Source organism: Thalassotalea euphylliae (assembly GCF_003390335.1).
GTDB classification, from domain to species: domain Bacteria; phylum Pseudomonadota; class Gammaproteobacteria; order Enterobacterales; family Alteromonadaceae; genus Thalassotalea_F; species Thalassotalea_F euphylliae_B.
Genome location: NZ_QUOU01000001.1, coordinates 3,293,786 through 3,310,875, shown reverse-complemented (window position 1 = coordinate 3,310,875; position 17,090 = coordinate 3,293,786). Strand labels below are relative to the sequence as shown.

Sequence of the window (17,090 nt, the reverse complement as noted above, 5' to 3'; positions counted from 1 at the left end):
AGGATAGGTAGTTATGAACAAGAAAGAACTTGAAGTCTTTGCCAAGCAAGCGGCTAAATCCATCAAAACGGAAGCAGATTTAACGAACTTTCGTAAAATGCTTACCAAGGTAACGGTTGAAGCTGCGCTTAATGCGGAGCTGGATGAACACCTTGGTTATGTTCGTCATGAGCAATCCATCAACGATAATTCACGCAATGGCTATTCGCCCAAAACTATACGAACAGAAGATGGCGAGATTGATTTAGATACACCTCGTGATAGAGATTCTAGTTTTGAGCCTCAACTGGTTAAAAAGAATCAAACCCGCTTTACGTCAATGGATGACAAGATTTTATATCTGTATTCCAAAGGCATGACGACTCGTGAAATCGTGTCCACATTCAAGGAAATGTACGATGCAGATGTTTCACCAACACTGATTTCTCGTGTGACTGATGCGGTTATCGCTCAAGTCGTCGAGTGGCAAGCCAGGCCGCTTGATGCTGTTTACCCAATCGTCTATCTCGACTGCTTGGTTGTAAAAATACGCCAAGATAAGCAAGTCATCAACAAAGCCATTTACTTAGCCTTAGGCGTGAATATCGAAGGCCATAAAGAACTTCTAGGTATGTGGATATCAGAAAACGAAGGCGCGAAGTTCTGGCTTAACGTATTAACGGAGCTTCAAAACCGTGGCGTCAAAGATATCCTTATCGCCTGTGTCGATGGCCTTAAAGGTTTCCCTGATGCAATTAATACCGTTTATCCTGACACACAAATTCAGCTTTGTATTGTTCATATGGTGCGTAATTCATTGAAGTTTGTGCCGTGGAAAGACTACAAAGCCATCACGGCTGATTTAAAGCGCATATACCAATCGGTAACTGAAGATGAAGCCTTAATGGCCTTAGAGCAGTTTGAGCAACGCTGGGACAGTAAATATCCCAATATCTCTCGCTCATGGCGAAATAACTGGCAAAACGTTAGTACCATCTTCAATTACCCTGAAGATATCAGAAAAGCTATTTACACCACCAACGCTATTGAATCGCTGAACTCAGTTATACGTAAAGCCATTAAGAAACGTAAGCTGTTCCCACATGACGATTCGGCGAAAAAGGTGGTTTACTTAGCTATTGAGCAGGCATCTAAAAAATGGACGATGCCGATAAGAAATTGGAAATCGGCCTTAAATCGATTTATGATCGAATTCGAAGACCGATTAAAAGATGTTATTTAAAACTGGCAGTTACACAAAATGTGTTACAGGGTCTATTTTGTATATCGAGCCTGCCTTTCTTTTATCTAATTTTCTCTCTTATCTAATTTTCATCGGTGAAATTTGGTAACACACCACTGCGACTGTGCTCAAATACGAGTGACGTTTCCACCGTTTGCACTTCATCCCGTGAGGTGATGGCATCAAATACGAATTTACGTAAGTGCTCACTATCTTTTACCGACATGTGAATGTAATAATCGTACATCCCTCCCATGTGGTACAGGCTGACAATTTCAGGTAGCAAGAGTAGGTCATCACGCAGTTTGTTAACGATTTCTTCCGAGTACGGTTGAAGCTTAATCGCCGCAATCGCTTCAATATTACCTCCCATGGTTTTGAAGTTAATATCGACATAGGAGCACTTGATTACCCCTGCTTGTTTAAGCCTTTTTACTCGCTCTAGGCAAGTTGATGGCGCAATATCTATTTGCGCCGCTAACTCTTTATTAGTGATGTCGGCGTTATTGAACAGAATCGTTAATATTTTTAAGTCGATAGCATCTAGTTTTTTCAAAATGTAACCTAAGCTCTAGAGATATTGTGCAACCCAACATTATTCAAATCATCAACGACATGGTTAATGATTTATAGAAGCGTTAGAATAAATACCAAAAAAATAAATATTTCCGAATATAGCTCACTTAAAACTAAGTTGATACAAAATAATTGAAATAATATTTGGCTTATTGAACTTTTGATGACATATTATGTCTTGAAATGTATTAGGGAAGTAAACTATGACAGTAAAAGCGATACAAGACTTTTTAAAACTTGAGGCGGCCAGCGGTATTATTTTAATGTTTGCCGCTGTTATAGCCATTATTCTCGCCAACTCACCACTAAATCAATATTACGACATGCTACTGAGCATCCCAGTAGTGGTTGCGATTGGCAGCTTTGAAATTGCTAAGCCTTTGCTACTTTGGATCAATGACGGCTTAATGGCAATGTTCTTTTTCTTGATTGGCCTTGAGCTAAAGCGTGAATTTCTTGAAGGCGAACTATCAAAGCCCGGTCAAATTGCTTTGCCTGCCGTCGGTGCAATTGGTGGTATGGCAGTACCTGCACTCATTTATGCAGGATTAAACTATCAAGACCCGCAAGCGTTAAATGGCTGGGCTATTCCAACGGCAACCGATATTGCGTTTGCGTTAGGAATATTGGCGATTGTCGGCAGCAAAGTGCCATTACAGTTAAAAATATTTTTAACCTCGTTAGCTATCTTTGATGATCTGGGGGCGATAATCGTTATTGCATTGTTCTACACAGATCAACTGTCAATCACATCACTTGTTGTTTCTGCGGTGGTGCTCGTCATTTTGTTTGCTTTGAATAAACGAGGTGTTAAGGATACCGCGCCCTATATATTCTTAGGCATTGTGCTGTGGGTTGCCGTACTAAAATCTGGCGTACATGCGACCTTAGCGGGTGTAACCTTGGCATTGTTTATTCCAATGAAAGGGCGTGAAGGTGAGCCATCTCCACTGAAATCGCTTGAGCATAACTTACACGCTATGGTGGCTTTTATTATTTTGCCTATTTTCGCTTTTGCTAACGCTGGGGTGAATTTATCTGGAGTGGGTTTAAGCGATGTGCTTTCACCTGTGCCGCTAGGTATTATTCTAGGCTTGTTAGTGGGTAAGCAAATAGGTGTATTTGGCTTTTGCTATGTCGCGATCAAAACCGGCTTAGTCAAACTTCCTGAAAATACTAATTTCACCTTGTTATATGGTGCGGCTTTGCTATGCGGGGTCGGCTTTACGATGAGCTTGTTTATTGGCTCATTAGCGTTTGAGCAAACTGGCGCTAATTTAATTTACCAAGATCGTTTGGGGATTATTATCGGCTCATTGATTTCTGGTACGCTAGGTTATTTTGTCATCAAAAAAGGGGTTGAGCGTCTTCCAGCGGCGTAACTTTTAGTCTCACTACTAAGGTGTTAATTTTGCCTTTTGTTAACACCATGTTTACATTCTGGCGGCAGTGTAAAAACTGCCGTTTTATTCACTTCGCTAAAAACCTGCCCAAGCCATTGTTGTTCAAATATTATTCGATGTTGGTTCGTGTTTTGCGCTGTTTATTTTGTTTGTAATTTTTTGTTGAACTTTGTTACAGCTTTAACATATATTTAACGCCTCGGCTGCTTACCGACCAATCGGTCTGAAAATAGCTAAATCATATAATTATTCAAAATTCCAAAAAAGATATTCACTTTATGTGACCAGGGAGAAGTACATGTATTCTAACAAACTAACTAAAGCGATTCGCTTGGCGCTAGTTGTTGGTGCAACGGCAGGAGTGTCATCACCAGTTTTTGCTCAAGAAAATAATGCTGAAGAAGAATCTGTTGAGCGTATTGAAGTTACCGGTTCTCGTATTTTGCGTGAAGGCGCAGTTGCCCCAACACCCGTTACGGTAATTTCAGGCGCCGATCTAGTAAACACTGGTGCGCTAAACATCGGTGACGCGCTAAATGATTTACCAGCGCTTGCGAGTACCTACACACTGTCAAACTCAAGCCGCTTCATTGGTACGTCAGGTTTAAACTTGCTTGATTTACGTAACTTAGGGACTAACCGTACACTTGTGCTAGTTAATGGCAAACGCCATGTATCAAGTGTTGCAAGTGGTACCGCAGTTGATACGAATGCTATTCCAAGTGCTTGGGTTGAGCGTGTTGAAATTATCACAGGCGGCGCATCAGCGGTATATGGTGCTGACGCGGTAACTGGTGTAGTTAACTTTGTACTAAAAGATAATGTAGAAGGCTTAGACACCTCTTATACTCGTGGTGAATCGCAGCACTCAGACTACTCAACAGATAAATTTACACTGTCATACGGTACAAATTTTGACGATGACCGTGGTAATGTAGCATTTGCTTTTGAATACGCTTCTCAAGACTCATTAAATGCGCTAGATAACCCTTGGACAAGAACGTCTACACGTGAGCTTGCTAACCCTAACCAGCCAGCAGATGAAGTGGATAACCCAGCTTTTCCAGATGATATCTTCTATGAAAATGCAGGTTTCTGGGGAATCAGTGATCGCGGTGTTATTGGTGCATTTGGCACTATTGACAACCCCTACACATTCGATGACAACGGCAATTTAGTATTAGTGAATACTGGTACGATTACCGATGGCCTATCCTGTGCTGGCGATAACTGTGACTTCTTTAACCTGGGCAAATACAGCGAAGTTCAACCGCAATTCGAACGTAGCAACTTTAACGTAAAGTCTAATTACGATATTACTGACGATATTCGTATCTACGGTGAAGCAAAATATGTTCGTGTTGAAGGTGAAAGCTTAGGTCAACCAGCATTTAGCTTTGGTGGTGGTGGTTCAATTCCAACCTTCTTAGACTCTTCTTATGCTTTCTTTAACGATGAAATTAAAGAGAAAATTGATGCGGGTTCGGGTTTTGTTGTACTGAACCGCTTGCACGACGATATTGGTCGACGTGTCGAAGATAACACCCGTGAAACTACACGCTTTGTTGTTGGCACAGATGGCGTTTTCGGTGATGACTGGTCATTCGATGTGTCATTTAACTACGGTAAAACTGAAATCGAACGTGTGAATGGTGCTAACTTAATCATTGCCAACTACAACAATGCAATTGCTGCGGTAGATGATGGCAACGGCAACATTATTTGTGCTGATGAAGAAGCGCGTGCAAATGGTTGTGTACCGTTTGATGTAACCCGTTACAACACGGCATCTGACGAGTTAAAAAGTTACTTAACGACCACCTCAGTTGGTACGTCTGAAATTGAACAAACGGTATTAACAGCGAATATCAGCAATGGTTCAATTTATGAATTACCAGCGGGTGATGTTGGTTTTGCTACTGGTATTGAATACCGTAAAGAAGAAAGTGAGTCAATCGAAGATGACAACGCAGAAGGGACATTCTTTAACGCCTTAGGTGAAGATAAGGGTGACTTTGATGTGACTGAAGCTTACTTTGAGTTATCAGTACCGGTATTAACCGATGTGTTCTTAGCAGAAGATGTGATCTTTGAAACGGCTCTTCGCTTTGCTGATTACAGTACTATTGGTGATACAACCAGCTGGAAACTGGGCGTAGATTGGACCATTGTTGATGGTTTGCGTGTTCGTGCGACTAAATCAGAAGCACTTCGTGCCCCTAACATTGGTGAGATCTTTGGTGCTGAAAGCCAAACTTTCTACAACGTAGATGATCCGTGTAAATCGTCTGAGCTTGACCTGTCTGACAACAATGCAACACGCCGTGCTAACTGTGCTGCCTTAGGTGTTGCTGCAGACTTCGATAGTGATTACGATGACGCTACATTACCTGGTGTTGTGTCGGGTAACGAAGATGTGCAAGAAGAAACTTCGCGATCAACAACAGTAGGTATTGTATATCAACCAGATTATGTTGAAGGCCTATCCATCACGGTTGATTACTGGAACATTGAACTAGAAGATGCAATTTCTACGATTGATGCACAAGAAATCTTAGACCGTTGTGTGGATAGTGAAAGCGGTATTGATAACCAATTCTGTAACTTGATCACGCGTAACCCTGCTAACAACGAGATTACACGTATTCAAAACTCAGTGTTGAACGTTGCGGGTCGCGACCTAGAAGGTATTGATTTTGAAATTGGTTACGACTTCGATTTCATGGGGGGTGAGATGTCAACTACGCTACTTGGTACACACATGATCAAGTTCCGTGAGTTCCCATTCCAAGATAATACTGAGCAGTTCATTGACAATGAAGGTACTGCAGGTACGCCAGATTGGGAAGGCACACTTCGCCTGCGCTACACACACGGCGATTGGACAGTAACGTCTGCTACTCGTTACATGGATGAAGTGTTCCTATACACACCACAAGACTTCGAGCGTAACCCTAACCCAAGTGATTTATTAACATTTACCACTTACTTCAAAACAGACATGACCGTTGGTTATGAGTTTGAAAATGGTGTTGGTGTTTCGTTTGGTATTGAGAACTTGTTCGATAGAGAACTACCACGTGGTACACGTGGTACTGGTGGGTCGTCTGCGACTTATGACAACATCGGTCGTTTCTACCACATGACCTTCTCGTACAAAATGTAATATCTGTCACGTAAATATTACTTCCTGAAAGCAAGCCAAGGGTTAACCCCCTTGGCTTTTTTCGTTAGAATAGCGCCAGTTTTTAACCGCTTCCTATGGTTTGTATAGAGCGAAATGCACCAAATTGACGACATCATTTCAATTTTTAACAACACTTTCTTTGAATCTTTCAACACTAAGCTGGTAAAAGGCGATGATGAGCCAATTTACTTGCCAGCAGACGATAACGTGGCTTATCACCGCATTGTTTTTGCGCATGGCTTTTATGCGAGTGCGCTACATGAAATTGCACATTGGTGTATTGCCGGCCCTAAGCGCCGCCTGCTCGAAGATTTTGGCTACTGGTATGAACCTGATGGACGCGATGAAGCACAGCAAAAAGCGTTTGAAAAAGTTGAAATTAAGCCACAAGCGGTAGAGTGGGCCTTGTGCGCTGCTGCGGGCAAAACATTTCGCGTTTCGGCTGATAATTTAGATGGCGCAGAGCCTGATTACCAAGGTTTTAAAAACTCAGTATTTGAGCAAGTGAAAACTTATCTCAGCGATGGTTTTCCAACGCGAGCACAGCAGCTAATGACGGCACTGTGTGCATTTTATCAAACGACGATGCCAAACCATGAGCAAGACTTTCTCAAGGTGTCACCATGAGCGATGTTAACGAGCAATTAGCTAGTAACATTAGCAAGTCGGTATTTAAGTTAGGTTTTATTGTTAATCCTATCGCCGGTATTGGCGGCAGTGTTGCGTTAAAAGGCAGTGACGGTGAAGGCGTAGCCGATAAGGCAGCAGCTTTAGGGGCAACGGCCAAGGCGAATCAACGAGCGGCGACAGCGTTATCTGTGTTAACGCCTTATAGCGAGCAAATTGAAATTTTTACTGCCAGTGGCGAGATGGGCGAGCACTGTGCCAGCGATCTTGGTTTTACCGTCAACGTTAGTTATCAAGCCCCGCTCCCAACCACCGCCGAGGATACAGAGCGCGCGGTTGAATGCTTAATAAAGCAGGGGGTTGATGTGATCTTGTTCGCCGGTGGTGATGGTACCGCTCGAAATGTTTGTCATAAAATACAAGCGCTTGAGCTTAATGCACAAACACCTGTGTTAGGTATTCCCGCCGGATGCAAAATACACTCTGGTGTTTATGCGGTAACGCCAAAGGCGGCGGGTCGTGTCGTTGAAATGATGGTGACCAATCAGCTTGTCACCTTGACTGATGCCGATGTGATGGATATCGACGAAGCCTTATTTCGCGAGGGTGTTGTTAAAGCAAAACGCTATGGCGAAATGCAAATTCCGATGGAGTTGCGTTATGTTCAGGCGGTTAAAGCGGGTGGGAAAGAATCAGATGAACTGGTACTGCAAGATATTGCTGCCCATGTGATTGATGAACTTGATGACTGCTTGGCGATTATTGGTTCTGGCTCAACAACCGCTGCCATTATGGATGAAATGGGCATAGACAACACTTTACTTGGGGTTGATGTTGTCAAAGAAGAAGTAGTGTTGGCCAACGATGTTACTGAACCGGAGCTGTGGAAACTTATTCAAGAAACACATGGCGCAGGTGACACTCAAATTAAGTTAGTGATTACTGTCATTGGTGGTCAAGGGCATATTTTTGGTCGTGGGAATCAGCAGCTTAGCCCACGAGTGATTAAGGCGATAGGCAAAGACAACATTATTGTCGTTGCGACTAAAACCAAGCTTGCCAGCTTAGCGGCGCGTCCGTTAATTGCTGATACCGGTGATGACATTTTGGATAAAGCGCTGTCTGGTTATTTACCTGTGGTGACTGGCTATCGCGATCAGGTGTTGTATCCTGTCGCAAGCCCTGAATAACTAGGTTTTTTCATTACCATTTTGATTAATGCAAGTCTCTTGCGTACGTTACGTTCATTGTTGAACATACCCTTTTGGAGTGTCTTTGTGCAGTTTACAAACCTTACCGATCTATATTTTCATTTTGACCTGTTAGCAGAAGCTGAAGCCGATGCTGATACCTTGTTTGCGTCCAGTTATATTCGTGGATTTATTGCGCTTATCGCGGCACAAACGGGTGATGAGTCTCAACCGCTTACGGCGCAGATGGCAAATGAAGTCACTGCACAGTTGGCTCGGGCAAAAGCGGAGCTGTCGCCGCAAGATCAGGTGATCGTGAGTAACTACTGGCAGTCACTTATACCGAGCTTTAATACCTAGCTAACGGCAAATTTGCCTTTAATAATATCTTTGATCACAAAGCGGTTAGCCGCCAAATTAAAGCGCATCTTACTGGCAAGTGGGTAGGGCAGATTGCATAAATCGGCAACCAGCATGTCACTAACCAGTGGCGCAGAGCACAGCCCTCTTGCCCCCAAACCAGACATTACATAGAGGTTGGCATAATATGGTGCAGGTGCCTTGATCTGCCAGTTTTTATCCTTGGCAAGTTTGCCATAAATCGCCGGATATTCTTGTGTTTTAGGCATAGGCCCAGCAATCGGTAAATGATCTGGGGTCATCGCCCTTAACCGCGCTTTTTGACCGACAATATTGGTCGCGCTAATGGGGGCAAGCTCAGGTAAGCTCTCGCGAATCATGTTGATGTTGTATTCATCATCGGCGGTGCGAGCGCTGATATCTCGGTCGTGTTTGTCAAACGTGGCACCAATACAAAACTTCCCTTTATTGGCTGGCGTCATATAGCCCTTGTGGCAGATCACTGTCCTTAATTGATGATCGGGGCTAGCAATAGCGACCTCAGATACTTGACCACGCACCGGATACTGAGGTAATTCGCTAATTGGCGATAGCTTGTCGCTATCAGCGCCACCGCAAATAACTAATATTGAGGCGATAAATTGACCTTTACTCGTGTTCAACTGCCAACGGTTGTCCGCCAGCTGGGTAAGTGTTTCAACATCAGTACTGGTGCGAATTTTTACTTGACCAAGCTCACAGGCAGCATTGAACAGGGCATTGACTAACTCGGCAGGTGCGATCCATCCCGCTTGTGGAATGAACATACCGCCATTTTCAAGCGTGACCCCTGCTTTTTGGGAAGCCTGCTCGGCATTTAAGCTGTGAATAATATCTTGCGGCCAAACGGGGGCTTGCGCAAATTTCTGTTGCCTTTGTTGCAGTGTCTTTTTATATGAAAGCTCTAATAAACCACACCATTGATGCGAAAATTGATAACCATCGGCGAGTAACTGATCGTAAAACTCACGGGCGCGCGCTAATGCATGAACATAAAACTCACTAATCTCATCCTGTTGCAGATGAATAAGGGGATAAAGCGCGCCAATCGCATTGCTCGATGCCCCTTGCGCGATAGCCTCATCTTTGCAAACTACAGTGACTTTTACGCCTTGCTGCGCCAGCTGGTAAGTTAAACAAGCGGCGGCAATACCGCCGCCGATAATCGTCACATGTTGGGCTTTATTTTGCATTGGACGCAATAAGTAGCCTTTTGGGGTATTGGGGGATTGTTGGAATTTAGCCACTAAGGTTTGTTTTTTCTTTCCTGCGGTTGCCCTTTTGGCGACGCGAAAGCCCACGGCGGTTAATCGGCGACGGACAAATCCTGCCACGGTAAAGGTGGCGAGCGTGGCATCGTCTGCCGATAAGCGCGCTATTTGCGCAAATACGGCCTCGCTCCACATGTCTGAATTTTGTGACGGCGAAAAGCCATCCAAGTACCAAGCATTAATTTTTGCTGCCGAGCTCAGTGTTAAGTTGGCAAATGCTTGGGCTGCATCGTCAAATAAGATGGTGAGCTTGAGTTTGCCACCCAATAGTGAAATTTGGCATTGCTGCGCAGGCGATTCAGGGTATTGCTCAAGCGCGGCTTTGATCAGTGGCTCAAGGTCAGCCCACATGGTTAAGCTTTTCGCAATATTAGCGCGAGATAAAGGGTATTTTTCGACGCTAATAAAGTGCACATCTGTAACTTTATCAATGCCATATTGCTCGATCGCTTGCTGCATTTTGGCGGCAGTAAGAAAGAAATTTAAGCCTGTACCAAAGCCCGTTTCCCCGATAATTAGCGGGGTATTTGGATTGAGCAGCCGCTCGGGAATTTGATTACCACGGATAAAAACCTGCTCACTTTGCTGGCAGCCCGATTCAGTATCAAAATAAATATCGTCAAACTGTAATGAATATGGGGCACCATTATCTTGGTAGGTTATGGCTTGAAAAGAGCTAGGCTTAGTGTGATTATCGTTAGCTTGGGTCACGGTAAACAATTGGTATTAGGTCGATCTTATTGCCATTTTACCGCGTAACAAATGACAAAGTCATGGGTAATCAATCGTTGCAGTGCGTTTTCGTTTGTTTGGGCTTAGTCTAAGCCGAGCTCATCAAATGAGGCCATCAGGTTATGGATGAAAATTATTCAGCGTACATTTGTACACTGGATAGACCAGCCTGTTGAAAAAAACTCGTTATGATATGCCCGTTTTTCAAAAATAATGATGGTTTAAATAAATGAAACGTGTCGTGATCACAGGATTGGGTGTCGTATCAAGTATCGGTAATGACGCCAAGGAAGTATTAGCTTCTTTAAAAGAAGGGCGCTCGGGTATTTCCCGTTCAGAAAGCTTTGCTGACGTTGGACTGCGCAGCCAAGTATGGGGCAAGCCAGAAATTACATTAAAGGACCACATTGATCGCAAAGCGATGCGTTTTATGGGAGATGCTTCTGCGTACGCATACATCGCCATGGACCAAGCCATTGAAGACGCGAAATTAACACCTGAGCAGGTTTCTAATATTCGAACGGGTATTGTTGCTGGCTCGGGTGGTGCATCTTCGGCAAACGTTGTCGCTTCTACTGATACCTTGCGCGAGAAAGGCGTTAAACGTGTTGGCCCTTACGCCGTGCCGAAAACCATGTCGAGCACAATTTCGGCGTGTTTAGCGACACCGTTTAAAATTCTAGGTGTTAACTATTCAATTAGTTCAGCGTGTGCAACATCTGCACACTGTATTGGTCATGCAATGGAGCTTATTCAGCTAGGCAAACAAGACATCGTATTTGCTGGCGGTGGTGAAGAAGTGGATTGGTCTCTCGCCATGATGTTTGATGGTATGGGCGCGTTATCAACTAAATATAATGAAACACCAGAGCAAGCATCACGCACTTATGATGCGGATCGCGATGGTTTTGTTATTTCTGGCGGCGGCGGTATGGTCGTAGTTGAAGAGCTTGAACACGCCCTTGCGCGTGGCGCACACATCTACGCCGAGATTGTAGGCTATGGCGCAACTTCTGACGGCTATGACATGGTGGCACCGAGTGGTGAAGGCGCCGTGCGTTGTATGGAAATGGCCATGCAAGGTGTAGAAGGTGAAATTGATTACCTAAACACCCATGGCACATCAACGCCTGTAGGTGATGTCAAGGAACTTGGTGCGATTCAGCAAGTGTTTGGCGATAAGTCGCCGATGCTCAGTGCGACTAAAGCTATGACCGGACACGCACTTGGCGCTGCTGGCGTGCACGAAGCCATTTATTCAATTTTGATGATGGAAAACAATTTTGTTGCGCCGTCAATCAATGTCAACAACCTAGATGAAGAAGCACAAGGCTTGAACATTGTTACTCAAGTACAAGACGCTGAATTGAACTTGGTGATGTCAAACAGTTTTGGCTTTGGTGGTACTAACTCAACACTTGTGATGAAAAAATATCAAGCATAGCTGCATTAGCATTTCGCCCTTAAAAAGCGTAGCGGTTTAGTGCGTTAATTTTATTACTGATAAGGTTGATAATAGGCCCTATATTAGCCCTGTTAGCCCCATTTACATTAGGCTCAGGGCTTTTTAACAACTATCTCCATTCAATATTCAGCACAGCTTATTGCCTGCTTCATTTATTGCCTTCTTCATTTATTGCAAACCACACAGTCCCTTGTTTGCAATGTCGCAGTGTCTAGAGAAATACCGAAAATCACTCGATTGACGATATCCCAATCAAAATTGATTTAGTATCATGAGGTTAGTCTTATTTCGATAACGGTCGGACTGTGCAGGAACAACAAACTCATTGGCAAAAATGCAAACTATATTTTACTCGACTGGCCATTAAGCTCGCGATGCGCTTTAAGTGGCTCAAAGCCGCTCGCTATAGCCAGGATGAGTTAAATGAGTTGCTTGCGGCGAATTTTCCGCAAACGATCCCATTACCTATTGCCAATAGTCAGGGAGAGCTGACAATACTTAATGCTGAGCTGACGATGCCGTTGGCGCAAGACAAACTGCATATTCAGCTTTTTTGTGCCATGAGTATTCGTGTCGCACAGCGTGATATTTATCGCGCCCATTTAGTCGCAACGGGTAGTGTACTGCCTTACTTTGATACCCAAGAGCGAGTGATACGTATTCGAGATATGCAACTGGCGGAGATCCGCTTAGTGAATGACGACTATGCCTTTATCGGCTCAACGACAGATTTAGTGACCTTGTTTATGCCAAAGCCATTCAAATACTTGTTGCTAAGCACAGTGCAATTAACTTTTTCGCTGCTTAAAGGAGTCGTGCCTAACGAGCTGTTGAGTTATTTAAGTCTGTACTCGTCGGGCAGTAAACAACGCGTGCTCGATTATCACAAACCGGAAATAGAAAATATCCTGATCGATAAAGTCGAGCAAGAGGATTGGTTTTATGAGCTAGACGAAAGTGATTTTGAAGAGCAGATATTTGCTGAATACGGACAGCATATTGCAGTTGAGGATGGGCACTTAGTGTTTAAGTTTCATCTAGACTAAAAAATAGGGTTAACCTAAGTTAACCCTATCAAATTCAGGAAGCGGCAAAGTTAATGCCTGTGTTGTTTCAAGGTCACTAACACGTGTTATGTACGCGTTATGCGACATTAATTTTGTTGTCTTGAAATTCTTCTTCAATCACACATTGTGAACCAAATCTGGCTAACTCGCCGAGATCGTCAGTGGTTAAGTCAGGATTGTTAACACTGTCTGATAATAGTTCAAATGCTTCTTGGAAATAGCTAGCAAGCGGCTCAAGTGATTTAATTTTTCTGTCTGAGCATACTAAACCAATTTCCGCTTTATCACGGTAAGTCAGTAGCGTGATGTTAACGCCACCACCCGGTGTTAATACCGAGATTGGGTAAAAGTTATTAACGCGACTGCCCCCAAAGTAAAGATCTTGTCGTGGGCCCGGTACATTGGAAATTAGAATATTACCAATGGGGCGGTGCCAATCCGACAGCTTTAACGCTTCAAAAATTAGCGCAAACCCTTGGATCACTATAGTGTAAGCCGTGAGTGCCGCTGGGTTAATACGGCGTGCTACTTTTTTCACTATGCTGTGATTCTCAATAATTTGACGCAAACGGCGATAGGGGTCTTTTTGGCCGTAAGCAAGCTGTACCGGCAAAATGGCAATTTTATTACCTCCAGCGGCCTCTCCTGGACGGCGCAAGTTGATCGGCATTTGCGTGATCAGCGGCCGACCAAATTGCTGACCGTGATCTTTTAGGAATTTATGGACGCCGATATCAAAACAACACAGGAAGACTTCGTTCACGGATGCCCTGAGCTGAATCGCTAACTTCTTGACCTCTGTAAAATCTAAATGGGTGGTGGCGACCACTCTGCCAGCAGCGACTTGGCCGGTTAGCATGGTTTTAGTACCCGCAAACGGGATTGGCATATAGACAGGGTTTATGCGTAAGATCTTCAGTAGCAAGAAGAAGGTAATAATGCCTAAGTTCACAACTGTGACCAAACTGAGCCACAGTGCTTTTATCGCCACCGCAAATGGATTTTGTGCCACCCTGGGCTTTGATTCTCGGGGCTGTGCCCAAAACGGGATAAACTCTTCGTCGGCACTTTTCGGGTAGGCCGCTTGTAACCAAGTGATCAGCGAAGCGCCGTCGCCATACATATGATGAATTTTGAAGTAGATGGCAAACTCTTGGCTATCCGGTGCTTCAATAATATGCAGTTGCCACAACGGCTTATCGCGATCAAGCATAGGCTCGTGTAGCTTAGCAGTGAAATTGTGCAGCGCGACTTTATCCTTGATATCTTCAACTTGATGAAACTTAATATGGTATTCCATGTTAAGGCTGGTTACCGCCTGAAACCGCAGCGCGATATGGCCAAACGCAACAACTCGTTGATTATAAGGTGCAACCCCTTGGTCATGCTGCCGCAACTTATTGGCAAGCTGTTGACAATAGTCGTCAGCCGCCCCCTCTGGCTTAGTTAACATCTGTAAACACGCAACGTGTTTGGGGTTATCAATCGTCTCGGTTAGCCAAAACGAGCGATCTAGTAAGGATAAACTTTTTGCCATAATAACTTCCTCTTTGTTACGGGCTCACTGCATGTAAAACGCCTGCTAATATTGATGTTCTGATTTCTGTCTCTTTGATAACCACATGCTTAGCCGATGCGTATCGGCTCTTGCCGCAAAGCACCGTCTGCATTGGTGTTAATGCTCGTCGCTTGGCTTTTTATGCTTGCCATCAGCGCGTGCTTCGCTGCTTCGTCAATCGTTAAATACGGGGCGATACTATGGTGTATCCAGCATAAGCTTTGAAAGCTAATGTCTTCACTTTCTACGTCATGTTTGGTTAGCAGAAAATAATTCTGTGACTGGGTGAAAACCAAATTGATTAACTGGGTTAGCGATTGCAATTGTGAATCGGTCACATGCAACGTACCTTGTTGCTGAAAGTGCTCGAGAATGGCAGCGAATGCCTGCTCTTTACTGTGCAGTAGTTTTTCGAAGCTACGGGCAATTGTTGGATATTTGTGAATGAGATCGGTTGGGTTGCGATAGATAAAACGGTATAAATGTGCGCTATCGAGTAAACAGTATAGGTAGTAAAAAAAGCGCTCGATATTGAGTTCTTCACTGCTCGGGGAAACGAGAATTTTACTGGCTCTGGCCAAGTACAAATCAAACAGTGCATTAACGATGACTTCTTTGCCGCGAAAGTGATAGTAGAGGTTGCCTGGGCTAATATCTAACTCAAGCGCAATGTCGACACAGGTGACATTCGCTTCTCCTTGCTGGTTAAAAAGCTCTAGGCTTGTCAGCAGAATTTTCTCCGCTGTTTTCATTGTGCTTTCTCCATCATCAGAACCCCCATTTCATCTTTGCCATCATCAACTGTCCTTTATTGAGCATAGGCTTTGAGCGTTACGTTGGCATAAAAATATACATAAGTTGTATTACGCCAGCTAAACCTCCCAGCACAGAGCCGGTGACAATCAATTTCCACTCGTCTTGCTTGTACGCTGGTCGCAGGACATTTTCAAACTCTGCTGGCGATAACGACTGCATTTTCTCACGCAAGTCGTCGCCAATATTGAGCGCCGAATCGGCATAGTCGTGCATATAAAGTAAGAACTTTTCTGAGCTATCAAAGATGCGCTTTACCGCTAATGCTTTCATTTTGAAATAATTATCTGCACCTAAGCCAAGGCCAATGTAGGGTTGGCCAATCGCAACATAACGCTCTATGGCATCATTGACATGCAGCTCGACAATTTCCCAAAGTTGCTCGGCGCCAGAGCCATACAGCACTGTGCTAATAATGTTTTCTGAATTCATCAGCTTGCGCTCAATTAAATGCGAGTAGACTTTGGCAACTTCATCTTGGCGCTTTAAAAACATACCTTGCAAAGACCAAGGGCCAATTTTGATTGGGTCTTTGGGTTCAAAAATGATTTGTAGTGCGATCCAATTGGTCAGGTAGCCGACCAGCAGTCCGCCAAGTGGTAAAATCCACCAATCTTGAAAGAAGTACCAGCTAACCATGGTAGGAATGCCCAGCAGGAAGCCAAAGTACAAACCTGAACGGATAATAAAGGGGAATTCTTTATTGCCTGCGGTTAAAAATATTTCGTTGATAAGGGCAGGGTGAGCGATGAGGTAATCAACGACCAACTCTTTAATATCGAGGATTTCGGTTGCATTGTGTTGAAAATCTCTGACCAGCTTTTCAACGACATTGGGGATGTCAGCTTCAACACGCGCATAAACTAAATTTTTGCCTTGTGCTGGCAGTGAGGCCCAGACCTTAGGCGCTGATTCTTGCATCACGTCATTGATGATTTTTCTCAGCACTTGCTTGAGGCGGCGCTCGATTGCTTGGCTGATTTTATCTGGCTCTAGGCGGGCAACAAGATCCTCGACACTCAGCAACTTACCGAGTAGTAAATCTACCGAGATTTCCGCCATTTCTTTGCGTTTTTGTGGGATTAATCCTTGCCAGCCAAGATAAGGGGCTTTGATGCCGACAAACTGAATGGGGTAAAACATCATTTTTACGGCGAGATAATTGGTAAGCCAACCAACAACCGCACTGACAATGGGGATTAATAATAGTAACTGGTGTTCAATGATCCATTCCATGCTTTAGTGCTGTACACCTTAACTCTACGACTGCAAACATATTTAAACTACAAGGTAATACATAACCACTTCAGCTTTGAAGTGTCAATGAAAAATAATTTATACCTGCCATTGGCGCTGCTATTACGGTAGGTTATTTTGTACAGCTTTTATTTAAAGTCAATAAAAACAATGTGTTAAATTTTATTTTTAATAAAACAATCATTACGATTAAATTTGATTGATTTGTTAAGTTAATTTAGCGTTAACAACAGGTTGTTGAGCTTATTTATGTCCTCTTAATGACAGCAATAAGATTTATTTGTTTCAACTACACACAAGAAAGTCCTGATTACGCAGTAAAA

General features: G+C 43.7%; 13 protein-coding genes. 8 read left to right on the top strand and 5 right to left on the bottom strand.

What is annotated here, in order from left to right; all coding sequences use genetic code 11:
• The first annotated feature begins 13 nt into the window (after positions 1–13).
• On the top strand, positions 14–1,222 hold the full coding sequence (locus DXX93_RS14525; RefSeq protein ID WP_116007348.1) for an IS256 family transposase: 1,209 nt from the start codon (positions 14–16) through the stop codon (positions 1,220–1,222).
• 82 nt (positions 1,223–1,304) lie between these two features.
• Here DXX93_RS14525 and DXX93_RS14520 read toward each other — a convergent pair whose 3' ends face one another.
• Positions 1,305–1,778 carry an Lrp/AsnC family transcriptional regulator gene (locus DXX93_RS14520; protein WP_116008721.1) on the bottom strand — a complete coding sequence of 158 codons (474 nt, stop codon included), beginning with the start codon at positions 1,776–1,778 and terminating at the stop codon, positions 1,305–1,307.
• A gap of 223 nt (positions 1,779–2,001) precedes the next feature.
• Here DXX93_RS14520 and nhaA point away from each other — a divergent pair, with 223 nt between their 5' ends.
• From nhaA to DXX93_RS14495, 5 genes are all read left to right on the top strand, one after another.
• Positions 2,002–3,180, top strand: coding sequence for a Na+/H+ antiporter NhaA (gene nhaA / locus DXX93_RS14515; RefSeq protein ID WP_116008720.1), 1,179 nt, complete (start codon positions 2,002–2,004; stop codon positions 3,178–3,180).
• Between the two features lie 319 nt (positions 3,181–3,499).
• Positions 3,500–6,367, top strand: a complete 2,868-nt coding sequence (locus DXX93_RS14510; RefSeq protein ID WP_116008719.1) for a TonB-dependent receptor domain-containing protein — start codon at positions 3,500–3,502, stop codon at positions 6,365–6,367.
• A gap of 114 nt (positions 6,368–6,481) precedes the next feature.
• Positions 6,482–7,015 (top strand): elongation factor P hydroxylase, encoded by a 534-nt coding sequence (locus tag DXX93_RS14505; protein ID WP_116008718.1) that lies wholly within the window; start codon positions 6,482–6,484, stop codon positions 7,013–7,015.
• Complete coding sequence (locus tag DXX93_RS14500; RefSeq protein WP_116008717.1) at positions 7,012–8,205, top strand: ATP-NAD kinase family protein; 1,194 nt, start codon at positions 7,012–7,014, stop codon at positions 8,203–8,205. Before DXX93_RS14505 ends, DXX93_RS14500 begins: the two co-directional genes overlap by 4 nt.
• 87 nt (positions 8,206–8,292) lie before the next feature.
• Complete coding sequence (locus DXX93_RS14495; protein WP_116008716.1) at positions 8,293–8,565, top strand: YfcL family protein; 273 nt, start codon at positions 8,293–8,295, stop codon at positions 8,563–8,565.
• On the opposite strand, the gene mnmC is transcribed toward DXX93_RS14495, so the two are convergent.
• Positions 8,562–10,586 carry a bifunctional tRNA (5-methylaminomethyl-2-thiouridine)(34)-methyltransferase MnmD/FAD-dependent 5-carboxymethylaminomethyl-2-thiouridine(34) oxidoreductase MnmC gene (gene mnmC, locus DXX93_RS14490; RefSeq protein ID WP_258872674.1) on the bottom strand — a complete coding sequence of 675 codons (2,025 nt, stop codon included), beginning with the start codon at positions 10,584–10,586 and terminating at the stop codon, positions 8,562–8,564. The genes DXX93_RS14495 and mnmC overlap by 4 nt on opposite strands.
• Positions 10,587–10,836: 250 nt before the next feature.
• On the opposite strand from mnmC, the gene fabB reads away from it, so the two are divergent.
• Both fabB and DXX93_RS14480 read left to right on the top strand, forming a co-directional pair.
• Positions 10,837–12,051: a beta-ketoacyl-ACP synthase I gene (gene fabB, locus DXX93_RS14485; RefSeq protein WP_116008715.1), complete on the top strand. Its 1,215-nt coding sequence runs from the start codon at positions 10,837–10,839 to the stop codon at positions 12,049–12,051.
• A gap of 326 nt (positions 12,052–12,377) precedes the next feature.
• Complete coding sequence (locus DXX93_RS14480; protein WP_116008714.1) at positions 12,378–13,118, top strand: hypothetical protein; 741 nt, start codon at positions 12,378–12,380, stop codon at positions 13,116–13,118.
• Between the two features lie 97 nt (positions 13,119–13,215).
• Here the strand turns inward: DXX93_RS14480 and DXX93_RS14475 are convergent, their stop codons facing one another.
• The 3 genes from DXX93_RS14475 to DXX93_RS14465 all read right to left on the bottom strand — a co-directional run bounded on the left by DXX93_RS14475 (position 13,216) and on the right by DXX93_RS14465 (position 16,746).
• Positions 13,216–14,676, bottom strand: coding sequence for a wax ester/triacylglycerol synthase domain-containing protein (locus DXX93_RS14475; RefSeq protein ID WP_116008713.1), 1,461 nt, complete (start codon positions 14,674–14,676; stop codon positions 13,216–13,218).
• An 89-nt stretch (positions 14,677–14,765) separates the two neighbouring features.
• Positions 14,766–15,449, bottom strand: a complete 684-nt coding sequence (locus tag DXX93_RS14470; protein WP_116008712.1) for a TetR/AcrR family transcriptional regulator — start codon at positions 15,447–15,449, stop codon at positions 14,766–14,768.
• 79 nt (positions 15,450–15,528) lie between these two features.
• A complete protein-coding gene (locus tag DXX93_RS14465; RefSeq protein WP_116008711.1) occupies positions 15,529–16,746 on the bottom strand; it encodes a DUF445 domain-containing protein in 1,218 nt (405 codons plus the stop codon).
• Positions 16,747–17,090 lie beyond the last annotated feature (344 nt).

Bases quoted from the DNA above. Each gene is read 5' to 3' on its own strand.
- DXX93_RS14475 (WP_116008713.1), bottom strand. From the start codon at position 14,676: ATGGCAAAAAGTTTATCCTTACTAGATCGCTCGTTTTGGCTAACCGAG.
- DXX93_RS14470 (WP_116008712.1), bottom strand. From the start codon at position 15,449: ATGAAAACAGCGGAGAAAATTCTGCTGACAAGCCTAGAGCTTTTTAAC.
- fabB (WP_116008715.1), top strand. From the start codon at position 10,837: ATGAAACGTGTCGTGATCACAGGATTGGGTGTCGTATCAAGTATCGGT.
- DXX93_RS14505 (WP_116008718.1), top strand. From the start codon at position 6,482: ATGCACCAAATTGACGACATCATTTCAATTTTTAACAACACTTTCTTT.
- DXX93_RS14500 (WP_116008717.1), top strand. From the start codon at position 7,012: ATGAGCGATGTTAACGAGCAATTAGCTAGTAACATTAGCAAGTCGGTA.
- DXX93_RS14525 (WP_116007348.1), top strand. From the start codon at position 14: ATGAACAAGAAAGAACTTGAAGTCTTTGCCAAGCAAGCGGCTAAATCC.
- nhaA (WP_116008720.1), top strand. From the start codon at position 2,002: ATGACAGTAAAAGCGATACAAGACTTTTTAAAACTTGAGGCGGCCAGC.
- DXX93_RS14465 (WP_116008711.1), bottom strand. From the start codon at position 16,746: ATGGAATGGATCATTGAACACCAGTTACTATTATTAATCCCCATTGTC.
- DXX93_RS14510 (WP_116008719.1), top strand. From the start codon at position 3,500: ATGTATTCTAACAAACTAACTAAAGCGATTCGCTTGGCGCTAGTTGTT.